Genomic DNA, 13,411 nt, shown 5'->3' on the forward strand with positions numbered 1-13,411 from the left:
ATTCAGCCCATTCCCTTTTGCGACTCGCGGAAGGCCTTGAGTTTGTCGATGTCCTTTTCTTCGTCGATGGAATAGTCCGTCAGGATCAAGGCCTTGCCGATGGTCCCAAGGGCGTATTCGATCCGGTCGAGATCGCGGCGCCCGTCGTCATCTAGCCGTGCCGCACGAATCACCTCAGGGCGCAGCTGGTCTGCCAACTGCTCCAGCGCCGATGCGATCTCTTTGGCCTGCTGGAGCGGCTCGGAGTCACCCATGAATCCTGAACAGATGCAATCGGAAGACTCTGACAGTTCTCCTCAGAATCCTTTGGCCGTGGGTCGCTGACTCGAGAGCGAGACGTTGCCCAGAGGTTGTTGCTGGGGGGCGGGCTGCTGCATTGCTGTGGGTGGAACACCGGGGGCCGCCACCACATTGAACGCCAGCGACCAGCGCTCCCCGTCCCCGCGGAAGGGCATCACCGAATGGGGTTGCCAGGCCGGGAAAACATAGAACTCACCGGGTACAGGCAGCACGTAGTGCGCCATGCCGGTGCGGAACGACTGAATGTGCCAATCTTCCGGGCCGTGGAAGCAGAGTTGGCCATCAAAACCGTTGGCGTTGATCTGCGGTGGCACCTTCAGAAAGATTACTCCGGAGAAGCTGCCGCCATGGGTATGGGTGGGGTTGTAGTCCCCAGCGGTCTGGCAATTGAGCCAGAGATCAATCATCTGCAGGCGGTAGCGACCGGGAACCCAGGGGCCGCGACCCTGGGGAGGCTGACGGTCCATCACATGGCGGATCCAACGATCACAGGCCGGCAGTAGATGGTTGTGGCTGAGCTCCTGCACGCCGGGTTGATCAGGCCTCAATTCGCGCTGCTGACGCAATTGACCCGCCAGCTTCGCGGAGGCATCGGGGCTGGACTCGGGATGGGCGAGAACGCTTTCGCTCAGCGCAGTCAGCTGTTGGAGCAGAGGATCCGGAAGGGTGCCTCGAAGGATGGATCGGGGAAACAGATCGAGAACGTCCACCAAGGCTTGGGCTGTTGCAGGCCATCGTGGCAGCCCCAAAGTGGGTGCGCCGTTCATGACGATCCAGATGCTGCGCCACGCTTTCCTGTTGCCTGTGCTGCTGGGGAGCTGCGTTGCTGCAACGGCCGCTGATCTCCCTGGGCAACAAGGTCCAACAACAGCGTTGCTGCAGGGCGGCCCACTGCAGCTCAGCACCCGTCGTACGGCCGAACTGTTTCCGGACGGCAACCGCATCTGGAAGGTTGAACTGCATAGCGGCCTGCGCTTGCTGGCCAGCTGGCCAGCGGCCAGCGGTGTCGCCCGGCGCCAGAGTGCTGATCGCCGCTGGAGCCCCGGCAATGCAGCCCCTTTGCCCGCTGGTGAGTACAGCCTGGGGCGTCCGGAACCGTGGGGGATTGATCTGTGGTTTGACCTGACCCCTCGCTTCGACACCACCCGAAGTGCTCTGGGCATTCACCGCTGTTATCCCGGCACCGGTTGCATATGCATTCCCGAGCGGGCTGATATCGATGCGCTCGCCAGTTGGGTCAAGGCAACTGGGATTCGCAGTCTGAAGGTGGTGAACTGATGGGACAGCCTTGACGTGCAGCAGTCCCAAATTCGGTCTCGAACGGAATTTGTGAATGTCGAAAAATCGTCGCCGACAGCCCTGCAATCTCGTTCTTTTCGGCTCATGATGCTTGAGCCAAGTCGCTAAGGGGCTTGGAAGCCGGGTCGAGCGATGCCCGACGAGAACTGTGATTTGGCTTCGGCTGGTGCTGAGGTCAAATCCGTTCGTTCTTAAGACATTTGGGTGTGTATCCCTAAATACCGATTCGTCCGTCAACGTGCATTTGTGGTCGAATCGCTCCGGTGGTGCATCACCGTCGACCACACAACATTCCTCGACCACGATACGTCCGAGTGGCCTGGAGCACCGACGTTCCCTAGAGCTCCATATAAGGAAGGCAAACCATCGGCTTGATCGGATTCATCGACGTCAGCATCTGGATGCTCGTCGGATTCCTGCTGGCGGCCTATTCCGTGGTGGCGAACGACTCGCTCCAGACCCTCGGCACCTATCTCTCCTCTAACCGGAAACGCACGCCGAAGCCGGTGCAGATGCTGTTCATCTGCACGTTCACCTGTGGAGTGTTGCTGTTGGGCTGGTTCCTCAACAACGGTGATCCCACCTGGGGCCGCCTCAGTGTGCCTGGCAAGGAGTTTCCTTGGCCCGAGCCGTTCACCTGGATCTACGTGCTTCCACCGCTCGTTGTTGTGGGTTTGACCCAGTGGGGAGCACCGGTGAGCACCTCGTTTCTGGTGTTGTCATCGTTCATGCCAGCCAACATCGGCACGCTGCTCAGCAGCTCGCTGACGGGGTATGGCCTCGCCTTCGGCGTGGGTCTGGCCGCCTATGGCCTGGGGTTGTGGTCGCTGGAGCGCTGGGTGTTCTGTCGTTCCCAGGACGGCAAAGACCCCAGCAAGGTCTGGTACGGCCTGCAGTGGTTCACCACAGGCTTTCTATGGTGCATCTGGCTAGTACAGGACCTGGCCAACATTTTCGTGTTCCTGCCGCGCCAGTTGGACATCGTTTCGATGCTCATCTGCACGATGGTGCTCTGCGTGGGCCTTTGTGTACTGGTGGCCACCGGGGGTGGGCCGATCCAGGCCGTGCTTCGCACCAAGACAAACAGTTCTGATTTGCACTCGGCCACGCTGATCGATCTGTTGTTCGGTCTTTGCCTGCTCTACAAGGCCTTCCTCTCCAGCTTCCCCCTCAGCACCACCTGGGTGTTTCTAGGCCTGATCGGCGGCCGTGAGTTGGCCTTGCGGATTAAGCAACACACATCAGACGTCGTGTTCATCAATCGGGAGGGGGGCAGTCTGGCCAAGGTCATTGGCACGGATCTCTGGAAAGCCGCCGTTGGTTTTGTGGTGAGTGTGGTGATCGCCCTCAGCATTCAGCCCCTCGCTCAGCTCACCGCAGGCTGACCCCTGTGGTCAGTGCTCGAATTCATGGCTAGGTCAGAGAGGGATGGGCCTCTCCATGGCACGTTGTGTTGTCTTGTCGATGTTGCTGCCTTGGTTGGTGGGCGGGTCTGTTTTGGCCAGACCTGAGCCGCAGCTCAGCGCCAGGCAAACCATCCTTGAGGCGAATCGCCACTTGATTGCTGATGGCTGGCGTCCTGCTCCGGGAAAAAGGCCAACGCCGGAGGAGCGGCGCTGGGCCTCTGTTGCTCTCGAAAGCCTTTCGGCCTGTTCTGGCATCGGCGTTGGCTTCTGCCGCTTTGATTACCGCCGAGCTCTGCAGCGGCTGTCGGTGGTGACGGTGCCCAGTGAACCGGGCCGGCCCTCCGTTGGTCGCGTTGAGCGCTGGTGGTGATCAGGGGTTCAGCGGTTGCTCTTGCCAGAGCGTGTCCGCGTTCCAACGCGTGCGTTGATGGGGATGGGGGCCAAGGTTGAGTCGCTCAACGCTGATCACCTGCAGCCTCAGCACCACGAAATGCTCAGGTAGCGGTGCAGTTTCAGCCAGTTGATCGGGGAACGCCGCCGTGGAGTCCAGCGGATATGCCGGGGTAGGCCAGCCCCAGACGGCCCGTCCTGTGTTGGAGAGCTTTTGCCAGCGCTGTTGGCAGAGCTCAGGTTGTTCAGTGGCTGTGATCAACTTCACTTTTCCCCGTAGGCGGTACTGCTGGCGGGCTTTGGGGAACAACCAGCACAGTTCAGTTGCTCCATCGTTGGCGAGTTCCGTCACTTTCTCGCTGCGCTGATCGCTGAATAGTTCGAGCTGGTCTGCACCGGCCCAGCCGCGGAACACCAGGGTTCGCACCCGGGGTGCGCCATCGCGTCCTGTTGTGGCCAATTGCACCCAGCGGGCGGCAACGGAGCGTCCCTCCCGCTGCATGGCTGCGCGCAGCAGAGGTCTCCAGGGGGGGATGGCCTCAGTGATGGCACCAGTGATTCCCTCAGTCATGGAAGGTCGAACAAGCGAGCCTGCTCGGCAGCAGCACGCACCACGATGGCGTGGCGCTGCACCAGGGGGGCGAGGGCGTCGTAGCCGCCGCCAATCACCGTTGCGGTTGGAATCCTGCGGCGCAGGCAGGCATCGAGTACGAGTCGATCGCGCATGTTTAATCCCGCATCGCTGAGGTCGAGCCGGCCGAGCCGATCATCGCGATGGGGGTCGACGCCCGCGTTGTAGAGCACCAAGTCCGGCGCGATGGTGTCCAAGGCATCGGGCAACCGGTCGGCAATGGCAGCGAGATAGTCGTCGTCGTTGGTGCCGTCGGCGAGGGGGATATCGATATCCCCGTCCACTTTGCGCAAGGGGAAATTGCTGGCGGCGTGCACCGAAAGGGTGGTCACCCTGGGGTCGTGTTGAAAGCAGGCTGCCGAACCATCCCCTTGGTGCACATCGAGATCCACGATCAGAATCCGCCTCACCTCTCCTGTTCCCAGCAACACCCGTGCGGCGACAGCGCAGTCGTTGAAGATGCAGAAACCACTCCCGAAGCCTGGGTGGGCGTGGTGGGTGCCGCCCGCCAGATGTGAGGCCAAGCCCCGCTTGAGAGCCAGTCGTGCCGTCAACAGGGTGCCGCCCACGGCAAGCCAGGTGCGCTGCACCAAAGGCCGTGTGGCCGGAAGCCCGATGCGACGTTGCTCCGGTCGGGTCAGGCGATCACGGCTGAAGGCTTCGTGATATCTGCGGGGATGAACGCTCTCCAGATCTCTGCGGGCGATGCTCAGGGGCCGATGCACCTCGTCGGCCTGGACGACCCCCTGCTCTAGCAGGAGTTGATGCAGCAGCCGGAACTTCGCCATCGGAAAGCGATGGGTGCTCGGCAGCGGCGCGGAGTAGTGCGGGTGGTAAACGACCGGAAGCGGCAAAGGGTTGTCTCAACCGGGATTGCTCAGCCCCATTCAAGGGTCAGGCAGGCTGCTGGTGCAGCAACCAGTCGTTGAAGCCACTGGTGTTCAGTTCGCTGATGCAGCTCTGCAGTTTGCGCAGATGGCTCTGCTTGATCTGGGTGAGTCGCTGTCCTTCCTGGGTTGTTGGCCCGACGCGGATTCGCTGCTGATTGAGCAGGTCCATCTCGCGGTCGAGATGTTCCATATCCCAAGAATTCCTGCTTTGATTTATCCGTCTTTGTCCTTTTACTCAGGCTGAGATGCAGCGATGGAGCAATGTGAAACAGCCATCTGCCTCAGAATTGCTGCTATTGCACTCTGATTATTAAATGCGCGATAGACAGAAAGCTGTTTGTTCAGCTGTTGACATTCGTTCTTTTGGTCGTCCATGAATAATTCAACTTCTTGCTGCGGACAGCATGCTTTTGACTGCCATGAAGACTATGTACCAAGTATCACCAAATCTCGGCATTGAGTATTTACTACTGCAAATACCTAGTAGTGCGTATAAATGCTCTTAGTGATTTTTGTGTATTTAATATAACAAAGGCTCGCGAAACATCCATTAGCATGTAGAAGTTCAAGAAAAAAGTTAGAAATGCTATTTACTATACCTGCAATTTCAATCGGAGCTGTTTTCTGTATATTGCTGCACTTTTTGCTGGGCGGCGTATTTGCTTAAGCGCTAATCTTTCCCAACTCGGCTAAACGGCTAAAATAAGCAGCAGAAATCCTGGTGATGCTTGCCTGGGTGATTTTACTTTTTGCTCATAAAGTCATCATCGGCTTCGGTCATGGCTACTTCGTCATCATGGAAAGAGCATCCATATAAGAGATTCTCTATTCGAGAGACGTCCATGTCGCGATCTGCAACCTCTTGCCATAGATAAATTTCCTGGAATCTATTTCCAAGATAGAATTGCGCTTCGGAAATATCCCTCGTAATTTTAAAATAAGCAGATTGCTCCTTCGCGCTCGGCGAAATGTAGGTCAGGATTTTTCTTCCTACTGACTGCAGCGTCGCCATAGATCACTTCGACATCTGCGCATATTTTAGTAGTAACCGATACAAAATCAATAGGTTTTTATGCCGTTCAGCAGGGCTCTGTTGCCTAGCCGCACAAGCCTTTCAGTCTGTCCGGGCTATGCGGAAGCCTGTTGAGTAGGGAAAGCTGTATCCATGCTCCATTTCCTCAAGCTGCTCTTCAGCCAAGTAGAGGCTGCATGCGACGAAACACGATTGCTCGCTATCGCAAACCAAAAACTTGCCGCTTTCGACTCTTTGTATGGATGAGCCACGTGGAGTTTGAGTAATCAGCTCTACTGATGCCACTTTGTTTTTGAGAACACTTCTTGGTTATGGCCTCGGTCAAGGGAGTCATGGTGTAACGAAGCTCACAGTTTGCTGATTTCCCCGCGTAAACGTCCAGCCGCTTGCATTCTCATCGCATATGAGAGCTTGAGGGGGATCGAGATTGAGTGACATGGGCCTTTGAGGAACATATCGACCACTTTCGATAAGAGGAAACCCGAAGTAATGGCGAAAAGGCATCAAATATCACTTGACCATTGTCGCTGTCTGGTTACACCAAGGATGTTGGTAGGAGATCTGATGGAGATTCATCTTCACCACGCTCAATCACTCGGTGAACTCATCCTTGATGGTCGACACAAGCCTTTTCGTGCACTGGCTTGTCCGTTAAAGCCAGCAGTGCTGAAACACGAGCGGCAAGCGACAAGTCGGGAGTAGGCCACACCACAATCCCTATTGACTAGTCCTTGACCAGTTCAGATCCCTCAACGCAGTAGACCACTTCATCTGGAAAGAGTTCATGGACTACACGGTATGTATCCAAGGTTGCAATTGCCTTGCGACGAGCGCCTATCCAAGCCTTGAGCTCATTTTTATAGTTCAGTTCCCTGATCCATTGACGGCCAACCCCTCGGCGTTCGACGAAATACATGCCGAGCTTGATTCTTGCTTTGAAGCCAAAAAGTAGATACGTATAGCGGTTGTGTATCTTCTTTTGATCATTTCAGGACATGCATCGAGGAATGGGTAGCCAGTAATGCGTCGCCAGCTTCCTCGACAGAGTTACGACGAAGGTGCCCTTGGTGATTTGCATCGGCCAGGGCAGCGGAGTCACCTACGTGCAGATGGTGGCTTCGTTCGATCAAAAGGAGGTTCCTGTCTTTTCCAAGTCGAGAATTTGTGAGGAACGCTGCTAGACAAGTCGTATCTGCTGTCTATGGCTGATGAACTGGTTTCGACATGGCCTTGCTCCGTGGAAACCGGTCCACACTCTTCTCTTCGCAGATAAAAAGGTCTTTTTCTGGATCAAGGACAAGCTCGGTCTCTCTGACTACCAGATGGCTGCGTTGCTCTGGCTTAAAGGTCTGGTAACAGGTGTGCTGTTGGGGGTCTGGTTGTTCTGATCGGACTTTAGAAATGAACAGTTCACTAGCTACTGATGCAGTGAACGAATCCCGACCAGGATCACGACAGAAGTGCTCCAAGGGACGGTGCAGCAGCAGAAGCTCTGTTGCTGCAAGCTCAACACGGCGACGGTCAAGTAGCTCTCAGGACGTACAGCTACGTTCCGCCCCGCCCGCCTGAGCCAGTGACTCGTCGGCGGATGCTGCGGCACAACGCCATTGAGGTTTGGCAGACGATGCAGAAGACGGGGTGGAGGCTCTGCCCCCCGCCTGTGCGCTGATCAGATGAGGTCGTAGCCCATTAATTTTCAGCTCCATCAGCGAATCAAGAATTCAGTCAGTTTGCCTCTGACTACTGCTGTTGCTCCATCTGCTGCTGACTTAGCGATTCAGGTCGTTTTGACTGGTTTGCTGCTGCTTTTGTGATGGCTGAGAACGGGGCCCTACACCATTTGGGTTTGAGCGGAGCCCCGAGCGATGGTGGCTCCGCCGCACACGCAGCTCTCTCACTTGCGGTGTGCAATTCAGTCGTAACCGTCCTGATCAAGCCTGAAGTGTGTGAACTGCCACCAAATCGCAGACAGGGTGATCCGGCCAGCCGTCGGACAGATCACCCGAGCCAAGACCGCCAACTCTCCAAGGCCATCTCGTCTCACTTCTACCCCTAGCCACGGATCATGAATCCCGACTAGATCATTGGCTGGAGACGCTGCCCTCCGCTTGTGCGATGAAAAATGAGGGAGAAGCGGGTCGAGGGAAACCCGCTGCATGCACTTCCATCTCCCAACGCGTTTGCAGAGCTGCTCGCGTCAGCCGAACTATGACTCAAGCGAGAATGATTCCCGCTAAGTAGTAATGCCTAGCAATTGATATTGTTGTTCTGGAGGCAGAGCTGCTTCTAATGCAACTGTTTGGGGTGGGCTGAGGGGCCCGCCTCTTTTTATTCGCGACTACTGCTGTTGCTGTATCTGCTTCTTACTCAGTGACTTAGGCCGTTTTGACTGGCTTTCTGCTGCCTTCGTGATGGCTGAGCGCCAGCCCCGTAACTATTTCGAGACAAGCGGAGCCACGGTTGCATGGGGTGTGGCTCCGCCGCCTCGTTTCCTTTGCCCGGAGCCGAAGCTACTCAGTCGTAACCCTCCTGATCACGGCTAAGGCGAGTCACTTACTACCGAATCGCAGGCAGGGTGATCCGCGTGTTCGCTCTGTGCGGTTCACCCGAGCCAAGTCCGCCCCACATCTGGCCGACTCGTCTCATCTTCACCATTAGTCAGGGATCATGAATCGCGACAACTTCCATTGGCTGGGGAGCCCCGTCCATTTCCCTGTGTGATTTCCCGCCCGTAGAGCTGGGTGAGGCTGTACCGCATTCCTGACGTGATCGACGTTTGTGGCCCTTGCGCGCAGGCTGGTAGGCGTCTCGTCGGGTGTCAGCGACATAAAGCAGCTAATTTCAAACTGAGATTTCCGGGAACTGAGAAATCCTGGACAAACCGCTGCCAAAATCGAAGCTTGCCCTCATATTTAGTGTCCAGACAGCCAATACGTCACTGTCTAGGCAGCACCGGGAGAGCGACCTGGTATCTGGCAGAGCCTCCATGGCACGAGCGATTGTCATGGAGAGCTTTCTGCGCTCTTCAGGTCTCTGAAAAGAGTTAGTGCATTTGCACCAAGGTCTTGTATGGCGACGAACTTGTTCAAGCGGATACCGCATCGCTCGGGGAGAGGGTGCTCTCCTCGCGGTTCCGCAGCTCTTCTCACCTATATCGCTAAGCGGCTGTTAGCCCAACCGATAGAAGAAGCTGTCAGAGCCATGGGCCGCCAAACGTATTGAAAGTTCAGCTGTCATTTTCCTTAGATCTCGGATCGTTCTCCCTGTATATCGGCAGGTCGGTGGGCTGAGCCAGGACGTAAACGACAGCCGCAGAGATAACTACGGTGACGATGACCAGAGCGGTGATCGCTGTCGAGTAGTCGTTCAAGCTTCAATTTCAGCCTTTTTGTCGACCGTCTCTTTGACTTCTTCAGTGGTTGCTTCAGCTGATTTGGACTTGCTGTAAGAGCAACCGCCAGCGTTAGCGACGTTGGCGAAAGCAGCCATAACCATGCTTGAGATGATCACGGTGCCACCGAAGAAGGCAATGTTCGGATGACGGTTCAAGAGAGATAGACCTAATAGAAGGCGTCCCTATCGACTCAATTCACCCATTGGGGACGATTGGTAGCCGTTGCTTCTTAAGCGATTCAGTCTTCTGAACTGCGATCACGCCGATACCGATCAGGGCTGAAAAACCAAATAATCAGCCGGGTGCTGAACCAGGCGAGCAAGACGCCCAGAGCTATCGAGACAAGCGCCTCCACAACAAGTCTTCAGAGAACATCAGCCGGAGCTGGATGTCCTAAATATGGCGTGCTGATCAAGGGCTAAAGAGCGACCGTTAACGGTCAGTCGCGAACTGGTTCGTGCTTGTCGTTGGGTGCCTCCGCCTGAGGCTGAGGTTTGGCTGCTGACTTTGAAGCCAGAGAAGCCTCTAGACGCTGTAGCTGCGCTTCACGCAGAGCGACGTAGATCCTGAGGGTGTGGTCAGTCATCGATTGGCGTTTCCAACAGCGAGAGGCTCAGGGCCTAGTGCTGTCGAAAGGGGGCCTACAGATCAGAAGACTGGCGAACCATAAGGAGCCACAGGCGGCAGACCACCGAGCAGAGATATCTATTGTCAGCGACCTCGGATCTTTGGCCGCGTCGGCGGACTCACAGGTGAAAAGAAACCCCTGCCTTGGCAGGGGAGCGCGCATGAGGGCCTTGGGCGCCTAGCTGTCGTTTTTGTAAAGCTTGCAAGCCTCGCTCTCAGCCAATGTTGGATCGGTAGAGCAAAGGTGGCGCATCAAGCCTTCTTGATCGTGAGGTGAAAGGCTGCCATCGCCACCCCACTTCATGCAGGTGTTCAGGGTGCAATCGAGAGGTTTTCTTGGTCCGACAGACATGTGACCCTCCGTATTGGGTCAACTGACATTGGCGTTGTTTTTCCATTGCGGGATCAAAAAAACACAAATCTTGTTAGGGACTCAACACAATTGGCGAGGCTTTCTTCCTTTCGGTCCGCTTGATCCCGCACCCCACTACAGGTGCCCAACCCATCTCTTCCTGACGGCTCAGTGCCAAGAGCTTGCAAGCTTCCAGTTCAATGCGGCATTGCGCTCCGGAAGAGCTGCAATTGCCAGCAGAAATTTCTGAGACCTTTCGTACAGGCATGAACCTGAAAGTCCCCATGCCACCTCATGTGGAGCCCCTCTCCCCTTGTTCAAGGTGTGAGCTGTCCGAGTGTGTTGTTGTTTGCGTTGTGATTTCTCGAAGGACACTTCTCTAAGATCGACTGCAATGACGGGATTTATAACTTCTAGAACCATCGGAAAGCGATGGGTGCTCGGCAGCGGCGCGGAGTAGTGCGGGTGGTAAACGACCGGAAGCGGCAAAGGGTTGTCTCAACCGGGATTGCTCAGCCCCATTCAAGGGTCAGGCAGGCTGCTGGTGCAGCAACCAGTCGTTGAAGCCACTGGTGTTCAGTTCGCTGATGCAGCTCTGCAGTTTGCGCAGATGGCTCTGCTTGATCTGGGTGAGTCGCTGTCCTTCCTGGGTTGTTGGCCCGACGCGGATTCGCTGCTGATTGAGCAGGTCCATCTCGCGGTCGAGATGTTCCATCAGGTTGAGCAGTGCATAGCCCTGCTTTATCTCCTGCGCGCTGAGCTGCTTAGAGAAGTGACCCATTGGGCAGCCCTTAAGGATTACTTCATTATCTCACGATGAGGCGTGCTGGACCCATTGTGGGGTCTTGAAAAGGGCTGCCGGAGCATCCGGCAGCCCTGGTCCGTGTGTGAGGGGTGTCTCATTCCCCGAATGAAGTGTGATGGCAGCGGCCTTGTAAAGGATGACCAGGTTCTGGTGAGGGCGTGTCCAGGTGTGACTGGCGTGTTCGCTGCTTCTTCACCCTGGACTGGTTAAGGTCTGCAGGAATGGGGTCATGGCATGGGTGACTACACGACAGCGATCTGGGTCACCATTGGCCTGACGGTCGCCCTAACAGTTCCTGTCGTTTGGCAGTTTCTCCAGCCCAACGACGATGATTTCGGTGATCTCACCCGCAGAAAGTGAGCCAACACGACGCGGTTACCATTCGCTGCTGGCAATTGACGGGTGAAACACCTCGCGAGGACATGGTTCCCGGTATTGACGAACGTGATGTTCGTGAACGGATCAATGTGCTTTTGTCCGACAATTTCGCTGCCTGTCTGGCCATCGTGTTCCCGAGGCGTTGATCGGCCCCGACTCCCCCGAAGGCATTGCTGTGTCCCATCGGGTTGCCGTCATGCACTATCTGCTCGACATCGGGTAGGCGATGAGACCCGTTGCAAAGGTTTCGAGCCATCTCCGTCTTCTTTGATTGAGCTGGTGTCCGGTTCTGGCGAGAACTGGATGGCATGGCAGCAGATCGCCCACGATCGATCTGCACCCTTCAGTCTTTTTGCCCGGCAGCTCCACCCATCAACAGGATGGCAACCGTCCTGTTGATGGGAAGGACTGACTCCAACCCAGCACATGAATCAAAGAACCAATAGAGGGGAGCCAAGCCATCCTGAGTTGATTTGAGGGGCGTCGGAGTGGATGGACACACTCCAGCCAATGACTAAGAGGGTTTATTCCTTTGTCTGTTGCAGGCTTGAATTGCCTATTAGTTCTTGGGGCGGTGGAAGGGGGCTGCGGAAGACTCGAGCTTGGCGTGGGCCTTGTCTGCCTTCTCCAGAATCTTCTGAGCCTCATCGCGGGTCAGGCACTCCTCAGCGGCGAGCTGGAGGGACTCGAGGCGTGAGTGGGCGGTGCTTGTCTTCATCTCTCCATAACCGATTCATAACCTTCTATCGCAGAACGCCTGCAACATCAAGCGTTTCAACTGAAACAGGGGATTTGTCAGAGCTTGGCGTCGGCCAAATGGTTGAGGAGTGCAGTGTCTCAATTGCACTGCCTGCCCCATTGGCCGCTGATCGATTCAGTTGCAGCCAAACACGCCAAAAGTGATCTGGCTGGCGATCCCATGTCCCGTCAGGGCTTCCGTCAGCACGCCCACCACAAAACCGATCATGGCAACACGGCCATTGAGGAGCTCTGCTCGCTCGAAACGCTCACTGCGAATTTGAGCTGCTGCGGCGCTTTGGAACCATTCGTCGTTTGAAGTTGAAGAGGCCATCAGTGAATGATTAGTTGCGAAATGTTAAGGCCTCTGTAACGGTTTGTAAATGGGTGGCGCTTCGGCTCCCTAAGAAGCATCACCAACTGCTGCCAAGCGGTTCGGTCCGTAGCCAGACCGGATGTAGGCGCATTCCATACAGTCATGTCAACATCTCGAAACCGAGCCCACAGTCGCTTCTCCTCCCGTCGAATCGACCAGGAGCTGCAGGGAGCCCAAGACGCCTTGATTGCTTTTGAGGGGTATGGCTCCAACGGGCCGATGTTGCATTCCTCGGCGTTGCAGAGGCCTGCTGGTCGACGCTCAGACGCCTTGGTCGACAGGCTGTTCGCGCCGCTTCATCAACTCTTGGCTGCGTTCAGCCGGCGGAATTGAATTAACGGGTGTAGCGAGGACCACGTTGTTGATTCCTTCGTTGTTGGGATCCAACGGCCAGGTGGTGAAGTTCCTCTGGATTCAATGGACGCACTGCAGAAATGAGTGCGTCATCAGTCCAATAGTCGGGACTGTCGAGAACTCCCAACCGCAATGGGCAGGATGGGCCAGAAATCATGGCTTCTCCTTTAAGGATGTCTTCAGCATGAAGCATCGTAATTCCTAGGGGTTAAAGCCTCCTGCTCTAGATTTAGTGTCTCCCAAAAGCAGTCTCCCCGGCACTAGATGCAGTGCTGCTGTTGCATGGTCTGGCCTCTTCAAGCATGTTCACCAGAGTCTTAAGTGAGTGTTGACATCCACTACATCTGGTGTTTGGTGAGTATTATTTTTTTATTGCATCAAGATTGGTGCAGATCGCCGGGTGATGGGGATTGCCTTGGCTATTGAGCCGCTCTAGGG

General features: G+C 55.9%; 17 protein-coding genes. 7 read left to right on the top strand and 10 right to left on the bottom strand.

The features are described from left to right. Positions 1–2 precede the first annotated feature (2 nt). A complete protein-coding gene (locus Syncc8109_RS03905) occupies positions 3–254 on the bottom strand; it encodes a hypothetical protein (protein ID WP_006851999.1) in 252 nt (83 codons plus the stop codon). 42 nt (positions 255–296) lie between these two features. Next, on the bottom strand, positions 297–1,067 hold the full coding sequence (locus tag Syncc8109_RS03910; RefSeq protein WP_369792017.1) for a putative 2OG-Fe(II) oxygenase: 771 nt from the start codon (positions 1,065–1,067) through the stop codon (positions 297–299). Here Syncc8109_RS03910 and Syncc8109_RS03915 point away from each other — a divergent pair. From Syncc8109_RS03915 to Syncc8109_RS03925, 3 genes are all read left to right on the top strand, one after another. Then, positions 1,066–1,578 carry a hypothetical protein gene (locus tag Syncc8109_RS03915; RefSeq protein ID WP_232202456.1) on the top strand — a complete coding sequence of 171 codons (513 nt, stop codon included), beginning with the start codon at positions 1,066–1,068 and terminating at the stop codon, positions 1,576–1,578. The two genes, Syncc8109_RS03910 and Syncc8109_RS03915, sit on opposite strands and share 2 nt — an antisense overlap. Positions 1,579–2,000: 422 nt before the next feature. Further along, complete coding sequence (locus tag Syncc8109_RS03920; RefSeq protein WP_045172889.1) at positions 2,001–2,984, top strand: hypothetical protein; 984 nt, start codon at positions 2,001–2,003, stop codon at positions 2,982–2,984. Between the two features lie 55 nt (positions 2,985–3,039). Beyond that, the gene (locus Syncc8109_RS03925) at positions 3,040–3,375 is read left to right on the top strand and encodes a hypothetical protein (protein ID WP_025362197.1); all 336 of its coding nucleotides are present in this window, start codon (positions 3,040–3,042) and stop codon (positions 3,373–3,375) included. Here Syncc8109_RS03925 and Syncc8109_RS03930 read toward each other — a convergent pair whose 3' ends face one another. From Syncc8109_RS03930 to Syncc8109_RS03945, 4 genes are all read right to left on the bottom strand, one after another. Then, the gene (locus Syncc8109_RS03930; protein ID WP_006850350.1) at positions 3,376–3,966 is read right to left on the bottom strand and encodes a pyridoxamine 5'-phosphate oxidase family protein; all 591 of its coding nucleotides are present in this window, start codon (positions 3,964–3,966) and stop codon (positions 3,376–3,378) included. It lies immediately after the preceding gene. After that, positions 3,963–4,880: a histone deacetylase gene (locus Syncc8109_RS03935; protein ID WP_006849953.1), complete on the bottom strand. Its 918-nt coding sequence runs from the start codon at positions 4,878–4,880 to the stop codon at positions 3,963–3,965. Before Syncc8109_RS03935 ends, Syncc8109_RS03930 begins: the two co-directional genes overlap by 4 nt. Positions 4,881–4,920: 40 nt before the next feature. Continuing rightward, a complete protein-coding gene (locus Syncc8109_RS03940) occupies positions 4,921–5,106 on the bottom strand; it encodes a hypothetical protein (protein ID WP_006850724.1) in 186 nt (61 codons plus the stop codon). 552 nt (positions 5,107–5,658) lie between these two features. Further along, positions 5,659–5,928 (bottom strand): hypothetical protein, encoded by a 270-nt coding sequence (locus tag Syncc8109_RS03945; RefSeq protein WP_025362198.1) that lies wholly within the window; start codon positions 5,926–5,928, stop codon positions 5,659–5,661. A 1,229-nt stretch (positions 5,929–7,157) separates the two neighbouring features. Here Syncc8109_RS03945 and Syncc8109_RS03955 point away from each other — a divergent pair. Beyond that, on the top strand, positions 7,158–7,337 hold the full coding sequence (locus Syncc8109_RS03955; RefSeq protein ID WP_006852068.1) for a hypothetical protein: 180 nt from the start codon (positions 7,158–7,160) through the stop codon (positions 7,335–7,337). A gap of 200 nt (positions 7,338–7,537) precedes the next feature. Further along, a complete protein-coding gene (locus tag Syncc8109_RS12820) occupies positions 7,538–7,618 on the top strand; it encodes a DUF1651 domain-containing protein (RefSeq protein WP_232202486.1) in 81 nt (26 codons plus the stop codon). 1,697 nt (positions 7,619–9,315) lie between these two features. Here Syncc8109_RS12820 and Syncc8109_RS03960 read toward each other — a convergent pair. Together Syncc8109_RS03960 and Syncc8109_RS03965 are read right to left on the bottom strand one after the other, a co-directional pair. Next, entirely contained in the window at positions 9,316–9,498 is a 183-nt protein-coding gene (locus tag Syncc8109_RS03960) for a hypothetical protein (protein WP_006851099.1), read from the bottom strand. Positions 9,499–10,851: 1,353 nt separating this feature from the next. Further along, on the bottom strand, positions 10,852–11,103 hold the full coding sequence (locus Syncc8109_RS03965) for a hypothetical protein (protein ID WP_006850115.1): 252 nt from the start codon (positions 11,101–11,103) through the stop codon (positions 10,852–10,854). Positions 11,104–11,361: 258 nt separating this feature from the next. Between Syncc8109_RS03965 and Syncc8109_RS13030 the strand changes: the two genes are divergently transcribed. Next, a complete protein-coding gene (locus Syncc8109_RS13030; protein ID WP_006850800.1) occupies positions 11,362–11,487 on the top strand; it encodes a hypothetical protein in 126 nt (41 codons plus the stop codon). Then, the gene (locus Syncc8109_RS12825; RefSeq protein WP_006850920.1) at positions 11,484–11,651 is read left to right on the top strand and encodes a hypothetical protein; all 168 of its coding nucleotides are present in this window, start codon (positions 11,484–11,486) and stop codon (positions 11,649–11,651) included. The genes Syncc8109_RS13030 and Syncc8109_RS12825 overlap by 4 nt, the downstream gene beginning before the upstream one ends. A 413-nt stretch (positions 11,652–12,064) precedes the next feature. Here Syncc8109_RS12825 and Syncc8109_RS12510 read toward each other — a convergent pair whose 3' ends face one another. Both Syncc8109_RS12510 and Syncc8109_RS03970 read right to left on the bottom strand, forming a co-directional pair. Continuing rightward, on the bottom strand, positions 12,065–12,223 hold the full coding sequence (locus tag Syncc8109_RS12510) for a hypothetical protein (RefSeq protein WP_006850534.1): 159 nt from the start codon (positions 12,221–12,223) through the stop codon (positions 12,065–12,067). A gap of 156 nt (positions 12,224–12,379) precedes the next feature. Continuing rightward, positions 12,380–12,577, bottom strand: coding sequence for a chlorophyll a/b-binding protein (locus tag Syncc8109_RS03970; protein ID WP_006850898.1), 198 nt, complete (start codon positions 12,575–12,577; stop codon positions 12,380–12,382). Positions 12,578–13,411 lie beyond the last annotated feature (834 nt).

The sequence above is a fragment of the Synechococcus sp. WH 8109 genome, assembly GCF_000161795.2.
Lineage (GTDB): Bacteria > Cyanobacteriota > Cyanobacteriia > PCC-6307 > Cyanobiaceae > Parasynechococcus.

Bases quoted from the DNA above. Each gene is read 5' to 3' on its own strand.
- Syncc8109_RS03940 (WP_006850724.1), bottom strand. From the start codon at position 5,106: ATGGAACATCTCGACCGCGAGATGGACCTGCTCAATCAGCAGCGAATC.
- Syncc8109_RS03905 (WP_006851999.1), bottom strand. From the start codon at position 254: ATGGGTGACTCCGAGCCGCTCCAGCAGGCCAAAGAGATCGCATCGGCG.
- Syncc8109_RS03965 (WP_006850115.1), bottom strand. From the start codon at position 11,103: ATGGGTCACTTCTCTAAGCAGCTCAGCGCGCAGGAGATAAAGCAGGGC.
- Syncc8109_RS03970 (WP_006850898.1), bottom strand. From the start codon at position 12,577: ATGGCCTCTTCAACTTCAAACGACGAATGGTTCCAAAGCGCCGCAGCA.
- Syncc8109_RS03945 (WP_025362198.1), bottom strand. From the start codon at position 5,928: ATGGCGACGCTGCAGTCAGTAGGAAGAAAAATCCTGACCTACATTTCG.
- Syncc8109_RS03915 (WP_232202456.1), top strand. From the start codon at position 1,066: ATGACGATCCAGATGCTGCGCCACGCTTTCCTGTTGCCTGTGCTGCTG.
- Syncc8109_RS13030 (WP_006850800.1), top strand. From the start codon at position 11,362: ATGGGTGACTACACGACAGCGATCTGGGTCACCATTGGCCTGACGGTC.
- Syncc8109_RS03925 (WP_025362197.1), top strand. From the start codon at position 3,040: ATGGCACGTTGTGTTGTCTTGTCGATGTTGCTGCCTTGGTTGGTGGGC.
- Syncc8109_RS03920 (WP_045172889.1), top strand. From the start codon at position 2,001: ATGCTCGTCGGATTCCTGCTGGCGGCCTATTCCGTGGTGGCGAACGAC.
- Syncc8109_RS03955 (WP_006852068.1), top strand. From the start codon at position 7,158: ATGAACTGGTTTCGACATGGCCTTGCTCCGTGGAAACCGGTCCACACT.
- Syncc8109_RS12820 (WP_232202486.1), top strand. From the start codon at position 7,538: ATGCTGCGGCACAACGCCATTGAGGTTTGGCAGACGATGCAGAAGACG.
- Syncc8109_RS12510 (WP_006850534.1), bottom strand. From the start codon at position 12,223: ATGAAGACAAGCACCGCCCACTCACGCCTCGAGTCCCTCCAGCTCGCC.
- Syncc8109_RS03930 (WP_006850350.1), bottom strand. From the start codon at position 3,966: ATGACTGAGGGAATCACTGGTGCCATCACTGAGGCCATCCCCCCCTGG.
- Syncc8109_RS03910 (WP_369792017.1), bottom strand. From the start codon at position 1,067: ATGAACGGCGCACCCACTTTGGGGCTGCCACGATGGCCTGCAACAGCC.